The following is a 22,242-nucleotide window of genomic DNA, read 5'->3' as shown; positions in this document are numbered from 1 at the left end:
TTATTAGTCTTAACGTAAGGAATTCCACTTATAGCCGATACCCCAGACGGTTTTTAAATATTTTTCGACTGGGTAACCTGCTTGTCGTAATTTTTCTCTGATGTTACGTATATGTGAATCAATGGTCCGATCTTCTGTGTCAATCTTCAGCCCCCATAAGGTTGAAAGTAAATGTTCACGGGAGAAAACTTTGTTTTGGTGTTCCAAAAACAGCTCTAACATAGCAAATTCCTTAGGTGTAAGAAATATTTCTTTATCCCGAAAGGTTACCTGAAATGTTGATTGATTCATTATTAGACCTTCAAATCTAATAGAATCTTCAACGTTGGATGTTCTGTTAGTTCTCCTCATAATAGCTTCTATTCTTGCTAGTAATTCTTTTTCATTAAATGGTTTTGCCAAATAATCATCAGCACCTTTTTTCAATCCTTTGACAACTTCGTCCTTTTCATTTCTAGCTGTTAACATCATAATGGGCACATCTGAGATTTCTCTTATTTTTTCACAGGTAATCCATCCATCCATATCAGGCATCATAATATCTAATATGACAATATCCACCTTTTCTTTTCTAAGAAAATCTAATCCGTCACTGCCTGAATGCTTTTTTATACATTTATATCCATAAGGTTCTATATACAAAGATAAGAGATCCAGCATCCTTTTTTCATCATCAATTAATAATACAGTTATCATTTTAAAGCTCCTTTAATGTGATTCTAAAGCATGTTCCCTTCTTTAGTTGGCTCTCAACTGTAATGTTTCCGCCGTGCGCATCGACGATTTCCTTCACAATTGACAATCCCAGACCGAAGCCTCCAGTTAACCTTGAACGAGATTTATCAACTCTATATAACCGGTCAAAGATATAGGGCAAATCATCAGCAGGGACTCCTGAACCTTGATCTTTAACGGTAATGGTAATAAGTTTGTTCTCTTTTATTACCTCAATGGTCGTCAAAGTTCGGCTATTAGAGTATTTGAGAGCATTATCCAATAAATTCAATAAAACCTGTTCAAACCGAATCGGATCAATATGTGCATAAGCATCCTCTTTACAAACGATTTCTAGATTTACACCTTTGCTATCAAAAGCGGGTTTTATTTTTCTGAATATCGATTGCATGAATAAGCAAATGTTGACCTTTTCTTTTGTAACAGAAAAATTATTTTGATCCATTTTGGCCAGCTCAAACAGTTCCTTTAATAGATCACTCACATGATTTGATTCTTCATAAATGATGTTTAAGTAATTCAGCCGCACTTTTTCATCAATATTATTTCTTCTTGCAATATCTGTATAACCCTTTATGTAGGTGAGAGGGGTACGGAGTTCATGAGAAATACTTGCTAGAAATTCATTTCTTTCTTTCCTTAAATAGTTTAAATCATTTGCTAAGGTTTGAATGGAGTTTGATAACTCTCCAAGTTCATCCCTAGACGTTTTAGGTAAAGAAACTGTGAAATCACCTTTGCTTATCTTCTTTGTTGCCTCCTTCATAGATAGTAACGGTTTCGTTAGGGCTCTGGATAAAAATGAGATCGTGATCAAAAGGAAAAACAATATTAATAGTGAAGCTAATATGAAATGTTCATTTAACTGTGAAATGAAATCCTGAATCTGCTTTGTGCTTTTGAACATGTAAACATAACCGATATGCCCATTTTTATCTTGAAATGGAGAAACTGTAGCGATAAATTGATCGTTTTTCCAGTCTGACTGAATGATAAGACCATTTTTCGGGACATTCTCGATTGAGAATGTTCTCTTTAAAATCTTTTCTATACCTGAATCAATACTCATTGGTGCTGAAATGATCTCCCCAGCTTGATCAGTAATGACAACTTTGGTATCTGTTTTTGACTCCATTATTTGAATATGATGCAGGGTAGCTTCATCGTAAGAAATTTCTAGCACATCCCTGTGACTATTTCCGCGTGACTTTAATACCTCTAATTCTTCATTAACAAGTGAGTGGATAACATTCCGATGTAAAAAGATCATAGAAGATGATTCAATAACAAAAATACAGATGAAAAACCAAAGACCGAGCTTAATTGAAATTTTCATAGACTACACCTTTTATCGTTATTTAAGTCATTTTAATAAGAAAATGTGGAGAAATTATGCAGATTTAAGCTTGTTTTAGAAATACAATCTTATTCCACTGAATAGCTAAGGAAACTTCATAGGTTTTTTATTATCAATAATACCAGTATCTATTTTGTTTGGGATAAAGCCCTAATAATTTTTATCAACCATACGTTACAAATTTAGAAGGTTATCTTTTTTCGTTTTTTGCAAAAAAAGTCGACATATGTAAAACGATTAAAACAGGGAATGAGTCCATTTTGTAGAAGTTAGTAGTTATAAGGTGAACGGTATGACAAAACTACGAAAAATAAGGAAGGTGAATGATTTGATCAAATGGATGCCATATAAAGACCAAGATATTTTGTGTGAAAGAAAGCTTAAAAAGATTATGAAGCGTTTAAAAATTGAATATTACAATTACAATTGGGATCGTACTAGTTGCTATATTGAATTTCAATATCAGGACAATTCGTATAGGATGGAACACTCCGTTCAAAAAGCAAAAGAAAAAGGTCTTATCGTGTTAAGGAACGGATTGGACTGTTTGCTTGAGCTGATCCAATCTCTTGAAGATCTATGTCAAATCATTGAAAGAGGAACTTATAAACTCGAGACTTGGGTATCCGGCATGAAACTGTTATCTTCAACAGAAGAGGAACCGGAATTTGTAGAAGAAGTCCATATAAGATATAAGTCATTAGGGAAACAAAAACATTCCGAATATAATGAGAATGAGGAATATATTCATGTTCCGCCTGAATCATCTCTTGAGGATTTCGACCGTAACCAGATCATTCAACGACCTCAACGTAGATAAAGACTAATAGGGTTACCTTGGCAGTATAGAAGCGGTTTTTTCATTACTGTAGGGTGTTGGCTATGATACAAAGTATATTTTTACCTAAATATACAAAAATAGGCTGTTTTTACAGCCTGTTTTTGTACAACTTTTCTTATGTAATTTAGCAATTCTTTGTTTTCTCTTTTCTGAAATGGTATTCAACTTCATTTTCCCTCATAAATCTCTCTATATTGTATTAACTCTACAAAATCGATAATGAAAATACCGATCAAAACTTACGTGACTCGAATACAATAACTTAAAACATTAAGGTAGGTACTAGTATGAACAAAGATCTTATAGCTTTATTTGGCTCGTGGGAACAGCTTTAGGTACAATTCTTGCTGCTATCGGTAGCCCTTCATTAAATAAAATGCTTCAATCTAACTTTTCATTAGTAGGTAATATCATGCAAGCTACAGGAAATGCATTAATAGCGGATAGTATAAATAAATATTCTTTAAGTAAAGTTGGTAACGAAATTCAAGCGATTGGCAACTCTACGGTTATTGTAGGTCTTCTTTTATTCGAACATAGCGAAGGAAAAAAGGTTGAATTAAGTATAAAAGGTAATTTACTTCAAGCGCTAGGAAGTAGTACCTCCATTCCTGATTTACTCGATAGACATAAAGTTTCTAATGAAACACTTTATGGTATTTACGGGGCGCTTCTTCAAGTTATTGGTAACTCCCTACAAGCTATATCAGGAATTATTCAGTTAAAAGGTCAACGGGCACTAAACGTAAATTTTGTTGGAAGTTGGATTCAAGCCGTTGGTGCGGTTATTCAAGCATTCATACAAAGTAATAATAAATAATCTAAATTAAGAAACAAATGGAAAGCCTGTATGACTAGGAAATGTTCATTAAAGTTAAAGAATGCTTCACTAAACTATGAGAATCACTTCTATATTATGGATAATTTAGCTGATATTAGGAAAGATAAGAGCGATTATGTTTAGGGAGGTTTTTATTTTGGCTGAAAACAAAGATATGAAAGATTCAAATGGACAAGACATTGAACGTGAAACGTTGACAACACGCCAGGGTCATCCAGTGATGGATAACCAAAATATCAAGACAATTGGCGATCGTGGTCCAGCCACACTTGAGAATTATCATTTCATTGAGAAGATTTCCCATTTTGATCGAGAAGAGGTACCAGAGCGTGTGGTTCATGCCCGAGGAGCAGGGGCATTTGGATATTTTGAAACATACGGAAAGGTTGGAGATGAACCTGTAGAGAAGTATACTCGCGCGAAAGTATTTTCTGGTGCCGGGAAGAAAACACCGTTAATGGTTCGTTTCTCGACAGTGGCAGGGGCGAAGGATTCCCCGGAAACAGCACGAGATCCGCGCGGCTTTGCTGTAAAAATGTATACGGAAGATGGAAACTGGGATCTTGTTGGGAACAACCTGAAAATTTTCTTTATCCGTGACGCGATGAAGTTCCCTGATATGATTCATGCGTTTAAGGCTGATCCAGCTTCGAATGTGCCAAATCCTCAGCGGATGTTTGATTTTGTTTCCCGTACACCTGAAGCAACACATATGATTACATTCCTATTCTCTCCATGGGGGATTCCAGCTACATATCGTCATATGCAGGGCTCTGGTGTAAACACCTATAAATGGGTAAATGACAAAGGTGAGGCTGTGTTGGTGAAGTATCACTGGGAACCGAAGCAAGGTATTCGTAATTTAACACAAGAAGAGGCAAACGAAATTCAAGCGAAGAACGTCGGTCATGCAACACAGGATTTATATGAAGCGATTGAGCGGGGAGATTATCCGGAATGGGAGCTTTTTGTTCAGATCATGGAAGATGATTACCATCCTGAATTGGATTTTGATCCACTAGATGATACGAAACTATGGCCGGAGGATAAATTCCCATGGTTGCCGGTCGGTCGGATGGTTCTTGATCGTAATCCAGTTGATTTTCATGCTGAGATTGAGCAAGCTGCCTTTGGTACAGGAGTTCTTGTTGATGGAATGGACTTCTCGGATGATAAAATGCTGCAGGGTCGAACCTTCTCTTACTCTGATACACAGCGCTATCGTGTAGGTGCGAACTATTTGCAATTGCCTGTGAACGCACCGAAAGCGCCTGTTCGGACGAACCAGCACCGCGGACAAATGGATTTTCGTGATCCGAAAGAGTCTGGAAAAAGTCCACATATTAACTATGAGCCATCGATGATCGGAGGCTTTAAGGAAGAAAGCAAAGAAAATCGTGCACCACACCAGCCAATGTATAATGCAGCAGCTATGAGTGCACCAATTGATCGTCCTAACAACTACGGTCAAGCAGGCCATACATACCGCAGCTTTGATGATTGGGAGCGTGATGAATTGATCAAAAACCTATCCGAAGCGCTTGCAATATGCGATAAACGAATTCAGGATGCTATGATTGACCACTTCACAAAAGCTGATGAGGATTATGGCCGCCGTGTGAAGGAAGGGATCGAAAAGGTAATGAAAGAAATTGAAGGAACGAAGATGGAAAACCGGGTTCCTGGACGTGAGGCAGGTATTTCAAAATTCGGTGAAGGCACATTAGCAGCGAACAAAGCAGCAGATGATGCTGTGAAGAAAAGCCACGAAACGGGTCCTTATTAGGAATAAAGGAACAGTGCAAGAGGAGCGATGCTATTTAAAGGCATCGCTTTTTATTCGTTCTAAAAATAGGAATGTTGGTGGGAATGATTAAATTTCTTTAGGGAAAGTTAATCTAAAAGGGGGTACGGAAAATGATAGGACAATCGAATAGTAAGTCAAGTCAAGAACGAAACGAAGCAGAAGGTTGTCAACATCTTGTCTCTCCTTCTCTTGAAGAAAACATTCACAGTGTGAAAAGAACTTTTGAAGCATGTGATGATGTTGTATATCACGATACTGAGTTTAACAACAGTTCTGCTTGCCTGATCTATCTATATGAAATGGTCCATAACGAAACAATGGTAGAAATAGAATCTGGTTTGTCTTCCTATACAGCTACTAGAGATGTCAAACAATCCATGTCTTCTTTTATAAGTAAGCGTTTCTCATACAGCAGAATAAAGGAAGCCAATACGATATAATCCATTGCAGAAGAAATCTTATCTGGAAACACTGTACTTCTGATCGATGGAATTGATGTTGTGTATGTATTTCATTCAAGTAACCCAATAGGTCGATCAATTGGTGAGCCTAATACAGAACGGACAGTGAGAGGTCCTCGTGAAGGTTTTGTTGAAGAATATTCAGCAAAATCTCAAGCTCATTCGCCGGAAAATAAAAACGCCGTCTTTAAAAGTAGAGTCACTTGTACTAGGTAAAGAAACCAATACACAGATAAATATCGTTTATATCAAAGGGACTGCTGATGATGAAGTTGTACAGGAAGTTCGACAACGTTTGTCTAGAATAAAGATTGATGGAATTCTAGAGAGCCACTATGTTGAATCAATGATAAAGGATTCTCCAAAGTCTCCTTTTCCAACCATATTGAGTACTGAACGACCTGATCGTGTATGTGGTTCTTTATTAGATGGAAAAGTAGCAATCCTAGTGGACGGGACACCTTTTGTGATGACGGTTCCTACTATGTTTGTTGAATTTCTTCATTCCAGTGAGGATTATTATGACGGTTCATTAATAGCAACGACAATTCGTTGGGTCCGTTTTTTAGGGCTATTTGTAACATTAATACTTCCAGCATTTTATATTGGGATGACAACTTTTCATCAGGATTTATTACAAACTCCTTTATTAATTAGAATTGCCGCAAGTCGTTCAGCCCTGCCGTATCCTGTTTTAGTTGAAGCGATATTTATGCTGATCACATTTGAACTAATCCGAGAAGCTGGTATACGGATGCCCAAAACATTTGGAGGATCTATTGTGACACTTTTGGGACTTGTCCTTATTGGTCAGGCTGCTGTTCAAGCAGGTATTATCGGGCCTGTATTGATGATTGTTGTTTCAGTAACAGCATTAACCTCATTTATTTTACCGAACTATGATTTCCATCAAATTATCCGATTCTGTGGAATACCTTTGCTATTGATGGCTGGATTATTTGGTTTTATGGGGATCATCATTGTTCTTATGTTTGGCTTAGCTCACTTGGTAAGTTTACGTTCTTTTGGAGTACCTTACTTTTCCCCTGTTTCTCCGGCGAGAAAAGAAGGATGGAAAGATGTATTTATTCGGGCACCATGGTGGGCGATGGAGACTCGAGCTCCTGGGTTAGGTGTTGAGAATATAAACCGTTCAGGTAATGAGAATATGGCTAAACCTAAGGTGAATAAGGGGGATCATGATGAGGAGTAGATTTATATGGATACAGGTTATGGGACTGTTTTTTGCATCCGTATTCCTCACAGGTTGTTGGAGTGCTAAAGAAGTTAATGACCTTGCCATTATAAATATTATTGGTATTGATCAAACTGAAACCGGGGAAATAGAAGTTTCCACTTTAATTCCAAAACCAAGTTCTCTTTTTCCGCAGACCAATTTGGAGGGACAAGGAAGTGACCCAAACAAATTTCTTATTGAAACAACGACTGGAGAAAGTATATTTGAAGCCATGGGAAAGTTATCAAAGTCTATTTCTGAAAGGGTATATTTAGGACATGCAAATGTCATTATATTTGGAGAAAAAGCAGCGCGTGAAACGATGGAATCTTCTTTAGATTTTTTTAGAAGAGATAATGAATTTCGGCCAAATATATTATTACTAGTTACGAAGGGAAAAGCATCAGAAATTATTCAAACATCTCCTGAGCTTAACTCGACACTTGGACAGGAAATCAGAGACATGGTGAAATCGGATCTATTTGCTTCCACGAAAATGGTCAAAGATATTAGTCAATTTATGAAAGATCTTTCTAGTAATACAACTGATCCTGTTACGGGAGTCATAATGCCTGCAAAAGAAAAGGGAGTAGAAGTTGAAGGGGAGAAAAGGGAGTCTCAAGGTCAAAAAGATAGCGGTTTAATTAAAGAGAATGAAACCCCGAAAGTGCTTAGTTTACAAGAAACAGCTGTCTTTAAAGGTGGCTATTTAAAAGGGTATTTAAGTGATCGGGAAACAAGGGGATTATTATCCATACAAGGGAAACTCCAAAATGAAATAGTTGTTTTGAATTGTGGAGGGAAAGATAAAGGTACTGTTAGCTTATCGATACGGGATACTCAATCTCAATTAAAACCGCAAATTTCAGGAAAAAACCTAAAAATGGGTGTCAATATTAAAGTTGAAGCTGATATTGGTGAAATTACCTGTTCTAATCCACAGTTAGATACAGATAAAATTGAAAAATTAAACAAACAGCTTGAAGATCGTATTAAACAGGATTCCTTAAGCGTATTAGGAAAGGCTCAAAAGCAATGGGAAACAGATATTTTTGGTTTTGGGAAAACGATCTATCAAAAATATCCTAAGGAGTGGGACCAAATAGCTCCTCAATGGAGAAAAGGGAAATTGAAAAATATGACAGTTGATGTAAGTGTCAAAGCTAATATTTCTCGTTATGGTCTCCATAAAGAACCAGCTAAAGCAAATGAAGTGAGGTAATGTATGAATATATTATTAAGTCTATTACTCGTTTTTTTGATCCTACTGACTACAGGCTCCCATATCTACTTTGTATGGAAAAAGAAAGATTATAAAACATTGATGATCCAGATAGGAATTGCAGGTATTGCCTTACTTGCCGGAATAGTAATTATTACTGACATTTCATCTCTATCTATTTCCAAAATACTCAATACATTAAGTCCCATTGAGAAATGAAACGGAGGTGTTCAACTTGATTGAAAAGGGTCGAATTAGTAATATTCAGGCGGCAATGCTAGCAATCATGTCCTTAACGATTATGGGACATCTTGTTATCTTAACAGTAGTTATTGAGCAAAGCCGACAAGATGGTTGGATTGCAGGGATTATTGGGACAATCTTGGGACTAGTTGGAATCATCTCGTTAGCAAAACTATCTCAACATTTCCCGGGTCAAACATTAATTGAAATTCTATTTAATCATTTTTCATGGATAGGGAAAATAATTGGGATTCTTTATCTGATTTATTTTTATGTGATGGTTACTTTGGCAGTAAGATTATATGCGGAAACGTATAAAAGAATCATGGTCGAAACGCCATTATGGGCATTTGTCACCGTCATTCTTCTTCTAACGGCTTTCATTGTGTATTTAGGATTGGAAACATTGGGACGGCTCAATCAAATCATGCTGCCTGTATTAGTGATTATTGCGATCGCGGTGGTTTTCTTAACAATGGGTGAACAAAAAGATTATACGAATTTATTGCCGATTATGGGAAATGGAATGGCACCTGTTGGTATAGGATCCTTGTCAGTGATGGGATGGTTTGGTGAATTTGTCATAATGGGAATGCTCCTCCCTTATGTTCAGCGGCCAAAAAAGCTTGTAAAGACAGGAACTTGGGCAGCAATCATTACATTAATCTTTTTTCTCGGCCCCATAACCGGACCAATTGCTCTGTTTGGAGCGGAAGAAGCTGCAAAGATGGCGTTTCCGACTTTTTCGGAGGTTCGTTATATCACAGCCGGTGATGTGATTAACCGGTTTGATGTAATTGCCATTCTTTTTTGGACAGTAGGATTAATGATTCGTATTTCTTTATTCTTTTACGGATTAAGCTTAGGTACAGCACAAGCATTTAGATTAACGTCCTATCAGCCTTTAGTCATTTCGTTAGCTTGGCTTATCGGGGTAGGTTCAATCCTATTTGCAAAGAATTATGAGGAGATAAATGCGTTTCTTTTTGAGACTTACGTTCCGTTAAATATTCTAATGGGTGCCATTCTTCCGTTATTATTTTTCATTTGGGGCATTGTTAAAATCAGAAAAGTAGGGATACAAAAACCTTAGGGTAAAAGGATAAATCATTGTTCTAATCAGAAATCAGAATGCATGCTCTGACCATAGACTTCCGCTATTGTTCCTTAAACTGAAAAAGGAATTTGTATATTCTTCCGGAATACCTTAATAAAAAGGAGGAGTACAAATGAGTTTCTATTGGACGGGCCTTATCTTTTGGATTTTAGTTATCGCCTCATTCTTATTGTTGATATGGGGGATAAGGAAAAAATCTTGGAAAGCTTTGCTATGTAGTGGTGTATTCATTATTTTACCGTCCCTATATTTTGGTGGTGCAGAAAATTGGTATAGATTGCTGGTTCTACTTCCTCTTATTCCTTTTGTCCTTGCTTATTTTACAAAAAAGTGTGTTTGGGACTTGTCTTAGGGTCTAGCCAATATAGAAGACCTTCTATTCTATTGGCTAGACCCTAGACTCTTCTGGTGTTCTTCCGATTATTAAACTCACTCTGTCAACTTTGAACTCTGTAGAAAGCAGGTATCTTCCAATCCCAGACATGAAAATAAAAGTGAATTTTCAATATGCAAAATGTCTGAACCTTCTTAAAGCCTAAACCCCATCCTACGTCCATTCTATTATGTTTTCGTTCCACTATTCAAAAAAACTCTTCAAAAATCACATCAAACATTGTGTTACAATCATACTCGTTCACATTCCTTCATAATCATTCACCTCTTTTCATTTTCTTGTGAAAAAGTATGTATTAATCTTCGTATCTATCATTCTTATAATAACAACAGAGCTGAAAATGCTTTCACAACAAATGAACAGGAGGAAACAAATATGAGCAATTCTTGGCTTGGTTTAGAAGAGAAAGTGGCAATTGTTACCGGTGGTGCTTCTGGAATCGGTTTAAATATCACGAATGAGTTAAAAAAGAATGGTGCTACAGTTGTTGTTGCTGATTTAAATGGGGAGGAAGGGCAACAAGCAGATGGTTCGTATTTTGTGAAGTGTGATGTAACAAAAAAAGAGAGTGTAGACAGAGCGGTAGCTTTAACGGTTGAGTTATTTGGAAAAGTCGACATTCTTGTGAATAACGCTGGTGTAAATTTACCAAGATTATTGGTTGATGATCGAGGAGAAAGACAAGAATATGAGTTAAGTGAAAAAGATTTTGATTTTATGGTAGCGGTTAACCAAAAGGGTCCATATCTTTTTGCACAGGCATCAGCCAAAGAAATGCTAAAACAAAACCAAGGTGTTATTATTAATGTTTCTTCTGAAGCAGGGCAAGAGGGATCTGCTGGACAAAGCTGCTATTCCGCTACAAAAGGAGCAGTTATTGCTTTTACTCGTGCTTGGGCAAAAGAACTTGGTAAATTTAATATTCGAGTCGTAGCCATTGCCCCCGGAATCATCGAAACAACTGGTCTACGTACAGATGCTTATAATGAAGCTTTAGCATATACTCGCGGAGTAACAGTAGATGGTCTTTCAACAGACTATAGTAAATCAATCCCTCTTGGACGAGAAGGGAAATTAACGGAAATAGGCGATCTTGTTTCTTACCTCGCTTCTGATCGTGCTAGTTATATTACAGGTACAACAATAAATATCTCTGGTGGAAAGTCTCGAGGGTAAAGAAAGCGTTACGAAGAATTGAGACAGATCATGCCTTATGGATGTCGAAGAAACAGGGAACTCTGCAAATCATTATTTTTAACTTCCCTATTAACTTCACTTTTACTGGCATTCTTTTGAATAATGAGGTGATGACATGTCTGATCTATTAATGGATGAAAAAGTTTTTAAAATTGTTGAAATTGCCAGTAAGCAACCCTATTGCTCACTGGAATATTTAGCAGAATCACTAGGAGTTAGTACAAGGACCATTCGCAATTATATTAAACAGTTAAATGATGAATTGGTTCATATTGCAGCTTTAGTAAAAGAAAAGGGCAAAGGGTACAAACTAGAAATTGAAGATCAGCAATCATTTCAGTTACTTCTAGAAAAAAACCGCTCTGAAAACGATTTGCTTGATTCTCCAAAGCGAAGAATAGCCTTTATTATTGATCGGTTAATAAACAGTGAGGATTACTGTACATTAGACGACTTGGCATTTGAGATGAATATTGGTAGAACAACACTTGTCAACGAATTGAAAAAAGCGTCTGTCTCTTTGGAAACCTACAATCTAAAGGTTCAAGGAAAACAAAATATTGGAATGACCCTAAGCGGAAAAGAGCTGGATGTAAGGCTGTTCATTTTAGATCATATCTTCGATGTACTGTATAAATCATACCCTCTTGATGAAGATATTTCAGAGGAGCTCTATAAAATCTTTCATAAGCATGATTTGGAACAGACAACACAAACAAAGTTAATGGAATTTATCATTATTATGTTGGACCGCCTTTTAAAGGGTCATCCAATTGATAAAATCCAGCCTAAACATAAGCAGTTATTTAACACTCGGGATTATCAAATTGCACAAGAAGTTGTGAAAGCGTTAGAAAGTCAGTTACCAATAAATATTCCTGAACCGGAACTATTGTTTATCACCATTCCGATTGCAGGGAGACGAACACCTACAAATAATCGGACACTGACTGATATCACGATTACAGATGATGTGAAAAAACTGTTAGAACAAATTGTTGAACAGCTAGGATTCCATAAAGAAATCATTAAAGAAAATGAGCAGCTTTTTGTTGATTTACAATATCATCTTACATTTATGCTTAACCGATTGTTATTTGGATTGAAATTGAAAAATCCACTACTAGTCGATGTGAAAAGAAAGTACCCTGTGGCTTATAAAATGGCTGAAATGGCCGGTCAAGTGATTGAAAGTAAATTCGATGTTACCGTCAGTGAAGATGAACTAGGATACTTAGCTTTTTATTTTGGAGTATTCATCACCCAGAACGATGATAAAGTTAAGCGATTCCAGAAAGTTGCTGTAGTGTGTGGGACGGGAAGGGGTACGGCAAAATTAATTGCCATACAATTAGAACGAATTCTCAATAGAGAGACAACAATTGATTTGTTTTCAGATATGGATGTGAGTGAGGAAGTTTTAAATGAGTATGATCTTATTTTTTCTACTGTAAAACTATCCTTTGAAACAATAAAGCCATTCATTATGATCAATGAAATATTTGACGAAAAAAATGTGAAAAGGGAGATTGAAAAGACTCTCTATAAACAAAAAAATAAGGTGAAGAATGAACAGGTAAATTTATCTGTTGTTGCAGAACTAGTGACTGAGGAAAAATTTTTTATATTAGATAGTTCAAAAGATTATCACGAAAATGTAAGGCATATGGTTGACTCGCTAGTGAAAAACAGATATTTGGATCAAGGATTTAAAGAAAGGCTGAAGGAAAGAGAAAGCAAAGGTTCAATGGTTTTTGATAATTTTATTGCTTTGCCACATACGTTTAATCAGCTCTCTGACCAAATTGAACTCGCACTTGGTATCTTCCCTGATACGGTCATAGCAGATGGCAAGGAGCTAAAAATAGTTTTCCTATTAGGGTTGCCAGAACAGCAAACAGATCGCAGTGAATACTTAATTGTAAAAATATATGATGAAATTATCCGTATAGCAAATGACAAGCAATTGATAGAAAAAATGTCTACATCAAAGAATTATCGTGAAATCACACATCTTCTTGAAAGTAGACTTTAGTCTATGGTTGGAGTTTATTCATTGAAAGGCAATCAGCTATCTATTCTATGCTTCAATATATGTTACCAACTCCGAGTTATAGATAAACACTAAAAACGACACCAAAGAAAAGGGATGAAGAGATGATTTTATATTTAATCATATTAATAGGTGCAGCTTGGCTGATTCAGAGTATACTCGGCTTTTTGCAAATACGGCATTTTAATAAAAAATATGCTGAGATGAGATCATTAGGAAGAGTAGCAATTGGTAAAAGGACTGGAAAGTTTCGAGCAGGAACCGTTGTCATGTTTTGTATCGACAAACGCAATAAAATTTTAAAGGCAGCAAAGATGCAGGGTGTTACGGTGTTCTCTCGTGTAAAAGATCTTAAAGGCTTTGAGGGAAAGTATTTATTGAAAATATCTGATGAAGACTTTAAAGGTGTAGATAAATTAACAAGATTAGCCATCGCTGATGCTTTAAGAAGCTACGATATTATTTCAAAGGGCGGAGAGCTAAAGGTTAAAAAAGGTTGGATTGATTATTTAATTCCTAATAAGAAATAAGAAAAGGGTGAAATGATGGATATCGTTATTAAAGGTGCAGAAAAGTTTATGGATTTGTTCCGCCACGGTGGAGACGTATTTGTGGATCTTGTGACAGGAATCGTTCCATTATTAATTATGTTATTAGTTGCAATGAATGCTCTTATTCGTTTTGTAGGTGAGGAAAGAGTTGAAAAACTTGCAAGAAAATCAGGGAAAAACCCATTTACAAGATATTTTATCTTACCAGTAATCGGTACGTTCGTATTGGCAAATCCAATGACATTATCACTCGGAAGATTTTTACCTGAAAAATATAAGCCTAGTTATTATGCAGCAGCATCTTACTCGTGTCATACACATAATGGTTTATTTCCGCACGTAAACCCAGGTGAATTGTTCGTCTTTCTTGGAATTGCAGCGGGAATTACAACATTAGGTCATGATACAACTGAATTAGCACTTCGCTATTTCCTTGTCGGTATCGTAACAAACTTTTTAAGAGGTTGGGTTACAGATTTGACGACAGCATATGTAGCAAAACAACAAAATGTAAAACTGAAAGATACAGTTCAATTATAGGTGGTGGGAAAAATGGCAGATTTTCAATCAATCAAAGTTTCAAAAGGATCTGGAGGTTTTGGAGGTCCATTAGTAATCACACCAACAGCTGAAAAAAATAAAGTTGTTTATATTACAGGAGGACAAAGGCCAGAAATTGCAGACAAAATAGCTGAATTAACTGGTTGTGAGCTAGTTGATGGTTTTAAAACATCTGTTCCAGAAAGTGAAATGGCTTGTGTCATTATTGACTGTGGTGGAACATTACGCTGTGGATTATATCCTCAAAAAAGAATCCCTACAATCAATATTATGCCTACAGGACAAAGTGGTCCATTGGCAAAACATATTACAGAGGATATTTACGTTTCTGGTGTTAAAGTTGAGAATATTCAGTCAAGTGATGCAGCAGCGGCTTCAGTAGAGAACACTGCTCCTGAAAAAAATGAAGAGGTAAAACAAGAAGGAAAGTACAGCACAAAAAAGAAAATTAGTGAACAAACTGCTCCTAAAGGATTTTTAGCTAGAGTAGGAATGGCTATGGGTTCGATTACAAGTGTATTTTACCAGGCTGGCCGTGAAGCCATTGAAACAGTAATCAAGACCATTCTTCCTTTTATGGCATTTGTTGCACTACTGATTGGTGTCATTATTGAATCAGGTATTGGTGACCTATTTGCAAAATTCTTATCGCCATTTGCAGGCTCTGTTTGGGGATTAATTGTAATCGCGTTAGTATGTTCTTTCCCATTATTATCACCGTTCTTAGGACCCGGTGCCGTTATTGCTCAAGTAGTTGGAACACTGATCGGGGTTGAAATTGGAAAAGGAAATATTCCAGCCCATTTAGCATTACCAGCTCTTTTTGCTATTAACGCTCAAGCTTCAGCTGATTTCGTTCCAGTTGGATTAGGTCTTGCAGAAGCTGAGGTAGAAACTGTTGAGGTCGGAGTTCCATCTGTTCTTTACTCAAGGTTCTTGACCGGAGCACCAACCGTCTTTATTGCGTGGCTCGCAAGCTTTGGAATGTATGACAGTTAAGTTTGAATAATATTTAATTTAACAATGTTAGAAAAGGAGATTTACCGATGCAAACAAAATACAAAACTCGTATTAATAAAATTGGTCCGGCAATCGAGGACTTCCTTGGCGAAAAAATGTTAATTCTTTTTGGAGAAAATGCTCCAGCAGAATTGGCGGAGTATTGCTTATTAATTGATGTAAAGAATGTTGAAGGAGAGATTGTACCGGGAGATACGCTTCAACTTGGAGAAAAGGAATACCATGTAACAGCAGTTGGAGATGCAGTAAAGAAGAATTTATCATCTCTTGGACACATAACATTGAAATTTGATGGTTCTACATTTCCGGAGTTACCTGGAACATTGTATCTTGAAGAAAGTGAGATTGTATTACCGAAATCTGGAGATTTGATTCAAGTAACTTCTAAATAAAAAACAAAACGATTTACTTAACTTTTTTAGTTAAACCTTTTGAAATAAAGGAATAGCTAGAGTTAGGTAATCGTTTTTTTAAAGGGAGAGGGAATTATGCAATTAGTTATAGATTCAGCTAATATTGAAGCCGTTAAGGAATTAAGTCAATATCTTCCAATTGATGGTGTTACAACAAATCCAAGTATCATTGTAAAAGAAAAAAAGGAGTTTCTTTCTCTTTTAAGGGAGATTCGGCATGTTATCGGTGAGGAAAAAGAGTTATTTGTCCAAACGATTTCTGAAAAAGCAGAGGATATTGTACAGGAAGCACATTATATATGTAATACGATATCCGGAAATCTCTTAGTGAAGGTTCCAGTTACGATTGAAGGAATAAAGGCTATTAGAATGCTAAAGGAAGATGGGATTCGTACTTTAGGGACCACAGTTTATACACCAATGAGTGCTTTATTGGCTGCCAAAGCAGGTGCTGAATATGTAGCACCATATGTCAATCGAATTGATAATCTGACAGGTACTGGTAGGAATGTAGTTTCTGACATTGTTCAAATTTTTAAAGCGAATAATCTTCCATGTAAGGTTTTAGCAGCAAGCTTTAAAAATGTGCAACAAATTCAAGATGTATTTTTAGCTGATGTTGATGGAATTACGGCTTCACCAGAGTTAATCAAGGAGATATTTAATCATCCATCAGTAGAGAGGGACGTGAAAAAATTCAGAGAAGAATGGCTGGAACAATATGGGATTGAAAGTAATAGCTTGATATCCACAATATAAAAGAAGGGTGTAATATAGTGAAACTTTAATCAGTTGGGGTTTTCTTTATCTCCCACAGATGGTTAGTTGAACCAATCGGACCTTTACGGGCAAAGTTATCCCCACCTGCCTTCTTTGTAAAATCAGAAGCTTGAGGTGGGGGTCTTACTGCCTGTTAAGAGTGGGATAAAACTGATCACCCTTTATGAATAGCATATTATTTCTAAGTGAAAATTAGAGAACCCCTTCTAACTAAATTGCACGGTTGTTCCAGGCTTAATCTCGGTTATTTTATCGTCAATACTGATCCAAAGTGACATTGCTGAAGGATTATATACCATTGAGCAGTCAGCTGAGTATTTTAAGTTGTCTAAGGCTTTCAAATAATCGACAATTTCAATATTTGTGGCGTACCAGATGAAGTCATGATGGCCAACCATTCTGCAGAACTTTTCAAGCAGCTCCCAGTTATCATCTAAATCAAATTCATAACTGTGTCCCCATACATACATTAATGTCATAGTGGATGACTGTGATTGGAGGAATTCTTTTGTCAATTCCTCCAACCTTGGGTTATTATGATGGCAGGTTGGGTGCCATTCTAAATATTTCTCTGGTAAACAAAATGTTTCATGCTGTTTAACCGTTCTTGAATATTCAATCCCGCAGCTCTTTAGAACGTCGATTACTTTTTGATTGTAAGTTCCGAATGGGTATGCCATTCCTCTAACAGGATAACCAAATACATTTTCAAGTTTTCTCCGGTCCTCAATTACTTCCTTCATAATCATTTCTCTTGGAAGGTCTTCTAAATGAGGATGTGAGAGGGTATGTACAGCGACTTCATGTCCTCTATACAAATCTTCTACTTCATCAATGTTTAATCTTCTTATTGTTGTATCATTTTTCACCCAATAGCTGTCTTCTGTTTGCAGACCTGAATTAAGATTAATCGTAGTCTTTAAACCATACTTATTAAAAATACCCATCATCTTTTTGTCTTGAGTAATACCATCATCGTAGCTTAGAGTTAGTGCTTTTTTTCTTCCAACAGGGAAAAGATTTCTTATTGTTCTCAATTCCAAACCCCTCTATTTATCGAAATTTTTAGAATTCCATCAACCCAATTATATCGTAGATTTAAGGGTGATGTATAAATAGATTTTTTATTTTAAAGGGTAGGATTGTTAATGATGAAATGACGAGTTTCCAGTTTGAAATCAGTACCTTGAGAGGAGAAATTTCATAGGGAAAAAACATATACTTAAAAGAAAAAGAGAGTGAAGGAAGAGGCTGCATCCATTTAGTGAATAACACTCATCTTTAACAACCTTTCCAAACTCTCTTGTTTATCAAAAAACCTATTTACACAAATCTAGATTTATAGCGCGGCTGCACCTCTAACGAGATCTATGATGTAAGTCACAATATGGTTTAAACCTATAACCTCTACCCCAAGAATATGCAATTCACTAATAATGAAAGCAAGGCTTAAGAAGGATGTGTAAACAACTAAAGCCTTCACCATTTTTTTCTTAATCATATGGCGATAATCAAGGAAGGAGATAGAAATAAACAGGAGGATTAGTAAGACCGTATTCATTGCTGCTTGGTCACTCCTTCAATTTTATTGGAGTAGGCTCAATAATCAAGCCAGATCTCCTTACATTAGACTTAACCTGAAAGTCAAACTCAACATTATTTAAATAGGCATGTGAACCAGTTAATTTTTTACGGAATTCCGGGTTGAACCTCCACACTTCTCTCCCAATTCCAAATATATCGGAATCCATCTCTTTTGCTGTTTTGAATTCATTTTCAACAATCTCTTTTAAGTAATTTGTTATTTCCTGCTCAACTGATTTTATATGATCCGGCTGCAGCAAGTCGGTGCTGCATGTCTGGTCAAGGAGATTACCTTCCAGTGTGATATCTACATTAACAATAATTTTTTCTCCTTTTAATTCAGGGATGGTGTTGCTTTTGAAACCAGTAATTTGAAAGGTAAAGAACTCATCTTTACTACCAGGGCATTTACCCTCGATAATTGAAAAGTTTAATTCGTTATCCAAAATCTCCGTCCCTGTCAACTCCGGGCCAGTTACAAAGCCTTTCAACTTATCATTTTTGAAAACGGCAACCCCTGATAACTCATAAGTTTCAACTTTTCCTCTTATCTCCTTTGGATTAATCACATCAAGTACCGGATCTATCCCTGGGGTGGAAAGGGCTATCATGAAATCCCGCAACTGTGTTTCCATGGTATTAATTTGTCTTAATGTTGACCCCTTGAGAAGCTCTGCCATAGATTTTGCGGGGACATTTTCTAACTCTACTTTATTGTTTAATAAGTCTTCAGCAGTTCCTTGAGTGACAAGAAGGTAGGATCCTGCACGACTATCACTATCTCTTTCAAACCAAGTAATCACAGGTGCTACACCTTCTCTTGCTAGTTCCTCACCAAAAATAATCACTTGTAAATGGGCCCAATAAAGACGGCGTGGAGACATCCTATTTAAGTTCCTTATAGCACCTAAGACAGTATTACCTTTGGCAGATAGGCTCCAAGTCGGTAATTCAGAACCTCCGCCTTCCCCCTCACCAGCAGGAGGTTTTATCACTTGGGCAGTGATTTGATATTCTTCTTCTATCTTATCTATACCAACTCCCATCACCACAGCTACTTCATTCAATTCATTCTTATCCCAACAACCAGTAAGAAAGGTGAGACAAATAACAGTGAAAAAACAAAATGTATATCTCATATTATTCATTTCTCCTGTCATCATGTTGAACTTTGCTTGAATTGGACATCCTATTTTGGTTATCATTTGTAATCTCATCTGGTCTTTGCGTCATTTGCCTCCAAGGAACTCTGATAAATAAATCCTTCCAATCCTCTTTATGAAAAGGAACTAAAGGAGTTAAGTAAGGTATACTAAAGGAGCGTAAAGAATTAAGATGAATAAATACCAAGAGCAATCCGAAAATTAGGCCAAATGCCCCCAAAACAGCAGATAAAAGTAATAAGATAAATCTTATTAGTCTAGCTGTGATTGCAATATTGTAAGAAGGGGTTGTGAATGAACAGATGGCAGTCAGTGATACCGCAATAACAGTTGCTTGACCAACCAGACCTGCTTCAACTGCAGCTTGACCTAATACTAAACCACCTACAATCGATACAGAAGCACCAATTGTTTTTGGTAATCTTAATCCGGCTTCCCTTAATATTTCAAAGGTAATTTCCATCAGTGCAACTTCAAGTGCAACGCCAAAAGGAACTCCTTCACGTTGTCCAGTAATGGCAATTAGTAATGGGGTAGGGATCATTTCCTGGTGATAGGTTAGTAAGGCTACATACAGACCCGGTAAAATAAAAGAAAGTAAAAAAGTCATTCCTCTTAGCAGCTTCATAAAGCTTGCAAAATCATACCGCTGATAATAATCTTCGTTGGATGTTAAGAATAAACCAATGGTTGCCGGTACAAGTAAGACTCCTGGCGTTCCATCAACGATAATAGCAATTCTTCCTTCTAATAATCCAGCTGCAATCCTATCTGGTCTTTCAGAGTTAAAGACTGTTGGAAAGGGTGTTATATGTTTTGGATCTTCAATCATCTCCTCAATATATAGGGAATCCAGAACACCATCTATATCAATTTTATTTATACGTGAAATAACTTCTTCGACAATTTCACCTTTTGCAATCCCATCGATAGCAAGAACAGCTATGGAAGTTTTCGTTTTATGACCAAGATCCTTTTTATAAACTTGTAATTTTTCCGTTTTTATTCTTCTTCGGATTAATCCAATATTTGTCATGATTGACTCGTTAAATGATTCCCGCGGCCCTCGGACAACTGTTTCTACACTTGATTCTGTAACAGGCCGTCTTTCCCCGCCGGTCGTTTCAGCAGCATAGGCTGTGTTGTGACCATCCAATAATATAAGTGAATATCCTAGTAAAATATGCGCAATTAATTCTTCGTGTTTGGTCAGTTCCTTCATCTTAATCGTAGACAAAGTAATTTTGTCAAACTCAGCCGTACCATTGTTAAATTGTACATTTAAATCATGGATAACATGGTCGTTAATCGTTTCTTTCTCCACCAAACTATCGATATACATGATGGCGATTTTGTTCCTGTCACCACCTAGATATCTAATGGAGAAGTCTGATGTATCTCCAAATATTTCGGTGTATCTCTTAATATTATCATCAAGACTATACAGAATCGCTTGTTGTTGGTCCTCAACGTCTTTGTGGTTTTTCGATTGCATATTTTTCTCCCAAATCCTAACCATTATTTTTCCGCCCCTTTTTTATTTCTATTTGTCTTCTTAAACTGGCTGACAATAAGTAAAAGAAGAGGGAGGATAAACCCGACAAATGTTGAGTAATAAGGATAGTCATATTTTAAAAAACGATAAATCCCTATCAAATCTTCACTATTTATCATGGAAATCATCGCGAGAAGTGCTGCTATAGGAACAACTAAAATATTTTTATCCTTTAGCTTAAATAACTGCGCTAACGCAAGTACAATGGCATAAAGGAATAATGCTATTTTTGAAAAGGATCCTAGTGACCAAAGGAGAATCCCTAAGATATCCAATCTTTGTAATGCCCCTATTTCAATGTCTCTTAAAATTAGGAAAGTAGGAAAATATAGCCCCTGTGCTCTTTCTTCCCCGTATATGGCAACAACGCCTGTAATCGGACCTAAAAACATAATAATAAGGATAATCATGGAAATAATGGAGTACCTTTTAAGTTGTTTTGTGTCATTAACAAAAGGAAAGATCATACTTAATACAAATATAGAGCTGAATAAAGAGATAATCGGTAAGGCTCCTTCCATAGCGGGGCCAATTCCGTCTTCTAGAATAGGAAGAAAATTACGATAATCCTTATCCTTATGTGTAAGGAATGATGCCAAAATGCCAATAGGAATCAAAGAAAGAAGAATTGCCTGATTCGTCCTGGCAATGACTTCAAGCCCATACCTAACTGAAAAACCAGCAAGTATTAATATCGCAATAAAATAAACAATAATCGGTGTTCGCGGTGTAACCGCAGCAGTATAAAATTCACCAAATCCTCTAACTGATAAACTTGCATCATGAAGGAAATAGATTAAAAAAATGATAACAACTAATTTCCCTAACCATTTTCCTAATATCAGTTGACAATATTCAACCATCGTACAACCCGGATAACGTTGTGATAATAATGCAACTGTTATACCAATGAGGATGGCTGGTATAAGCGTAAGTAATAAAGATATCCATCCATCCCGACCGGCATGGCCAATAACGACAGGAATAAATAAAAGATGGCCGGTTACAGTAATACTTGAAATTCCTAGCATTAAGGCTTGTATCTTAGTAATTTTGATTTTTTCCATGAAGACACCTCAATACTCCGTGTAGTTAATAAAGGTAGTTATT

At 36.4% G+C, this 22,242-nt stretch carries 21 protein-coding genes and 1 pseudogene; 15 read left to right on the top strand and 7 right to left on the bottom strand.

Going from position 1 to position 22,242, the window contains the following annotated elements; genetic code table 11:
* Window positions 1-9 precede the first annotated feature (9 nt).
* Both AC4GZ8_RS20200 and AC4GZ8_RS20195 read right to left on the bottom strand, forming a co-directional pair.
* On the bottom strand, window positions 10-696 hold the full coding sequence (locus tag AC4GZ8_RS20200) for a response regulator transcription factor (RefSeq protein WP_491083703.1): 687 nt from the start codon (window positions 694-696) through the stop codon (window positions 10-12).
* A gap of 1 nt (window position 697) precedes the next feature.
* Window positions 698-2,071 (bottom strand): sensor histidine kinase, encoded by a 1,374-nt coding sequence (locus AC4GZ8_RS20195; RefSeq protein ID WP_491083702.1) that lies wholly within the window; start codon window positions 2,069-2,071, stop codon window positions 698-700.
* 313 nt (window positions 2,072-2,384) lie between these two features.
* Here AC4GZ8_RS20195 and AC4GZ8_RS20190 point away from each other — a divergent pair, with 313 nt between their 5' ends.
* From AC4GZ8_RS20190 to AC4GZ8_RS20120, 15 genes and pseudogenes are all read left to right on the top strand, one after another.
* Window positions 2,385-2,912 (top strand): hypothetical protein, encoded by a 528-nt coding sequence (locus AC4GZ8_RS20190; RefSeq protein WP_491083701.1) that lies wholly within the window; start codon window positions 2,385-2,387, stop codon window positions 2,910-2,912.
* Window positions 2,913-3,252: 340 nt separating this feature from the next.
* The gene (locus AC4GZ8_RS20185; protein ID WP_491083700.1) at window positions 3,253-3,753 is read left to right on the top strand and encodes a DUF6944 family repetitive protein; all 501 of its coding nucleotides are present in this window, start codon (window positions 3,253-3,255) and stop codon (window positions 3,751-3,753) included.
* A gap of 175 nt (window positions 3,754-3,928) precedes the next feature.
* Window positions 3,929-5,560, top strand: a complete 1,632-nt coding sequence (locus AC4GZ8_RS20180) for a catalase (protein WP_491083710.1) — start codon at window positions 3,929-3,931, stop codon at window positions 5,558-5,560.
* A 131-nt stretch (window positions 5,561-5,691) separates the two neighbouring features.
* On the top strand, window positions 5,692-6,021 hold the full coding sequence (locus AC4GZ8_RS20175) for a hypothetical protein (RefSeq protein WP_491083699.1): 330 nt from the start codon (window positions 5,692-5,694) through the stop codon (window positions 6,019-6,021).
* 60 nt (window positions 6,022-6,081) lie between these two features.
* Window positions 6,082-6,126, top strand: a pseudogene (locus AC4GZ8_RS20170) (hypothetical protein); the annotation flags it as partial.
* A gap of 34 nt (window positions 6,127-6,160) precedes the next feature.
* A complete protein-coding gene (locus AC4GZ8_RS20165) occupies window positions 6,161-7,255 on the top strand; it encodes a spore germination protein (protein WP_491083698.1) in 1,095 nt (364 codons plus the stop codon).
* Window positions 7,245-8,501, top strand: a complete 1,257-nt coding sequence (locus AC4GZ8_RS20160) for a Ger(x)C family spore germination protein (RefSeq protein ID WP_491083697.1) — start codon at window positions 7,245-7,247, stop codon at window positions 8,499-8,501. Before AC4GZ8_RS20165 ends, AC4GZ8_RS20160 begins: the two co-directional genes overlap by 11 nt.
* 235 nt (window positions 8,502-8,736) lie before the next feature.
* Entirely contained in the window at window positions 8,737-9,837 is a 1,101-nt protein-coding gene (locus tag AC4GZ8_RS20155) for a GerAB/ArcD/ProY family transporter (RefSeq protein WP_491083696.1), read from the top strand.
* 793 nt (window positions 9,838-10,630) lie between these two features.
* On the top strand, window positions 10,631-11,431 hold the full coding sequence (locus tag AC4GZ8_RS20150; RefSeq protein ID WP_491083695.1) for an SDR family oxidoreductase: 801 nt from the start codon (window positions 10,631-10,633) through the stop codon (window positions 11,429-11,431).
* A gap of 136 nt (window positions 11,432-11,567) precedes the next feature.
* Window positions 11,568-13,487 (top strand): BglG family transcription antiterminator, encoded by a 1,920-nt coding sequence (locus tag AC4GZ8_RS20145; protein WP_491083694.1) that lies wholly within the window; start codon window positions 11,568-11,570, stop codon window positions 13,485-13,487.
* A gap of 122 nt (window positions 13,488-13,609) precedes the next feature.
* Window positions 13,610-14,035: a transcriptional regulator GutM gene (locus AC4GZ8_RS20140; protein ID WP_491083693.1), complete on the top strand. Its 426-nt coding sequence runs from the start codon at window positions 13,610-13,612 to the stop codon at window positions 14,033-14,035.
* A gap of 15 nt (window positions 14,036-14,050) precedes the next feature.
* Complete coding sequence (gene srlA / locus AC4GZ8_RS20135) at window positions 14,051-14,596, top strand: PTS glucitol/sorbitol transporter subunit IIC (RefSeq protein WP_491083692.1); 546 nt, start codon at window positions 14,051-14,053, stop codon at window positions 14,594-14,596.
* 12 nt (window positions 14,597-14,608) lie between these two features.
* Window positions 14,609-15,616, top strand: coding sequence for a PTS glucitol/sorbitol transporter subunit IIB (srlE, locus tag AC4GZ8_RS20130; protein ID WP_491083691.1), 1,008 nt, complete (start codon window positions 14,609-14,611; stop codon window positions 15,614-15,616).
* A 47-nt stretch (window positions 15,617-15,663) separates the two neighbouring features.
* The gene (locus AC4GZ8_RS20125) at window positions 15,664-16,029 is read left to right on the top strand and encodes a PTS glucitol/sorbitol transporter subunit IIA (protein WP_491083690.1); all 366 of its coding nucleotides are present in this window, start codon (window positions 15,664-15,666) and stop codon (window positions 16,027-16,029) included.
* 96 nt (window positions 16,030-16,125) lie between these two features.
* Window positions 16,126-16,809 carry a transaldolase family protein gene (locus tag AC4GZ8_RS20120; protein ID WP_491083689.1) on the top strand — a complete coding sequence of 228 codons (684 nt, stop codon included), beginning with the start codon at window positions 16,126-16,128 and terminating at the stop codon, window positions 16,807-16,809.
* A gap of 227 nt (window positions 16,810-17,036) precedes the next feature.
* Here the strand turns inward: AC4GZ8_RS20120 and AC4GZ8_RS20115 are convergent, their stop codons facing one another.
* The 5 genes from AC4GZ8_RS20115 to AC4GZ8_RS20095 all read right to left on the bottom strand — a co-directional run bounded on the left by AC4GZ8_RS20115 (window position 17,037) and on the right by AC4GZ8_RS20095 (window position 22,199).
* Window positions 17,037-17,867 (bottom strand): polysaccharide deacetylase family protein, encoded by an 831-nt coding sequence (locus AC4GZ8_RS20115; RefSeq protein WP_491083688.1) that lies wholly within the window; start codon window positions 17,865-17,867, stop codon window positions 17,037-17,039.
* Between the two features lie 302 nt (window positions 17,868-18,169).
* Window positions 18,170-18,391 (bottom strand): hypothetical protein, encoded by a 222-nt coding sequence (locus AC4GZ8_RS20110; RefSeq protein WP_491083687.1) that lies wholly within the window; start codon window positions 18,389-18,391, stop codon window positions 18,170-18,172.
* A 10-nt stretch (window positions 18,392-18,401) separates the two neighbouring features.
* Window positions 18,402-19,553 (bottom strand): Ger(x)C family spore germination protein, encoded by a 1,152-nt coding sequence (locus tag AC4GZ8_RS20105; RefSeq protein WP_491083686.1) that lies wholly within the window; start codon window positions 19,551-19,553, stop codon window positions 18,402-18,404.
* Window position 19,554: 1 nt separating this feature from the next.
* Window positions 19,555-21,096: a spore germination protein gene (locus AC4GZ8_RS20100; RefSeq protein WP_491083685.1), complete on the bottom strand. Its 1,542-nt coding sequence runs from the start codon at window positions 21,094-21,096 to the stop codon at window positions 19,555-19,557.
* Entirely contained in the window at window positions 21,096-22,199 is a 1,104-nt protein-coding gene (locus tag AC4GZ8_RS20095) for a GerAB/ArcD/ProY family transporter (RefSeq protein ID WP_491083684.1), read from the bottom strand. The genes AC4GZ8_RS20100 and AC4GZ8_RS20095 overlap by 1 nt, the downstream gene beginning before the upstream one ends.
* Window positions 22,200-22,242: the final 43 nt, after the last annotated feature.

Source organism: Metabacillus sp. RB-C-LZQ-3-1 (assembly GCF_058315175.1).
This window is presented reverse-complemented; position numbering and strand designations above follow the sequence as displayed.

What these genes read in the sequence shown, in the direction of transcription:
- AC4GZ8_RS20190 (WP_491083701.1), top strand. Translation starts at nt 2,385, where the DNA reads ATGACAAAACTACGAAAAATAAGGAAGGTGAATGATTTGATCAAATGG.
- AC4GZ8_RS20105 (WP_491083686.1), bottom strand. Translation starts at nt 19,553, where the DNA reads ATGAGATATACATTTTGTTTTTTCACTGTTATTTGTCTCACCTTTCTT.
- AC4GZ8_RS20100 (WP_491083685.1), bottom strand. Translation starts at nt 21,096, where the DNA reads ATGGTTAGGATTTGGGAGAAAAATATGCAATCGAAAAACCACAAAGAC.
- AC4GZ8_RS20110 (WP_491083687.1), bottom strand. Translation starts at nt 18,391, where the DNA reads ATGAATACGGTCTTACTAATCCTCCTGTTTATTTCTATCTCCTTCCTT.
- srlA (WP_491083692.1), top strand. Translation starts at nt 14,051, where the DNA reads ATGGATATCGTTATTAAAGGTGCAGAAAAGTTTATGGATTTGTTCCGC.
- AC4GZ8_RS20180 (WP_491083710.1), top strand. Translation starts at nt 3,929, where the DNA reads ATGAAAGATTCAAATGGACAAGACATTGAACGTGAAACGTTGACAACA.
- srlE (WP_491083691.1), top strand. Translation starts at nt 14,609, where the DNA reads ATGGCAGATTTTCAATCAATCAAAGTTTCAAAAGGATCTGGAGGTTTT.
- AC4GZ8_RS20145 (WP_491083694.1), top strand. Translation starts at nt 11,568, where the DNA reads ATGTCTGATCTATTAATGGATGAAAAAGTTTTTAAAATTGTTGAAATT.
- AC4GZ8_RS20175 (WP_491083699.1), top strand. Translation starts at nt 5,692, where the DNA reads ATGATAGGACAATCGAATAGTAAGTCAAGTCAAGAACGAAACGAAGCA.
- AC4GZ8_RS20120 (WP_491083689.1), top strand. Translation starts at nt 16,126, where the DNA reads ATGCAATTAGTTATAGATTCAGCTAATATTGAAGCCGTTAAGGAATTA.
- AC4GZ8_RS20160 (WP_491083697.1), top strand. Translation starts at nt 7,245, where the DNA reads ATGAGGAGTAGATTTATATGGATACAGGTTATGGGACTGTTTTTTGCA.
- AC4GZ8_RS20125 (WP_491083690.1), top strand. Translation starts at nt 15,664, where the DNA reads ATGCAAACAAAATACAAAACTCGTATTAATAAAATTGGTCCGGCAATC.
- AC4GZ8_RS20150 (WP_491083695.1), top strand. Translation starts at nt 10,631, where the DNA reads ATGAGCAATTCTTGGCTTGGTTTAGAAGAGAAAGTGGCAATTGTTACC.
- AC4GZ8_RS20140 (WP_491083693.1), top strand. Translation starts at nt 13,610, where the DNA reads ATGATTTTATATTTAATCATATTAATAGGTGCAGCTTGGCTGATTCAG.
- AC4GZ8_RS20195 (WP_491083702.1), bottom strand. Translation starts at nt 2,071, where the DNA reads ATGAAAATTTCAATTAAGCTCGGTCTTTGGTTTTTCATCTGTATTTTT.
- AC4GZ8_RS20095 (WP_491083684.1), bottom strand. Translation starts at nt 22,199, where the DNA reads ATGGAAAAAATCAAAATTACTAAGATACAAGCCTTAATGCTAGGAATT.
- AC4GZ8_RS20200 (WP_491083703.1), bottom strand. Translation starts at nt 696, where the DNA reads ATGATAACTGTATTATTAATTGATGATGAAAAAAGGATGCTGGATCTC.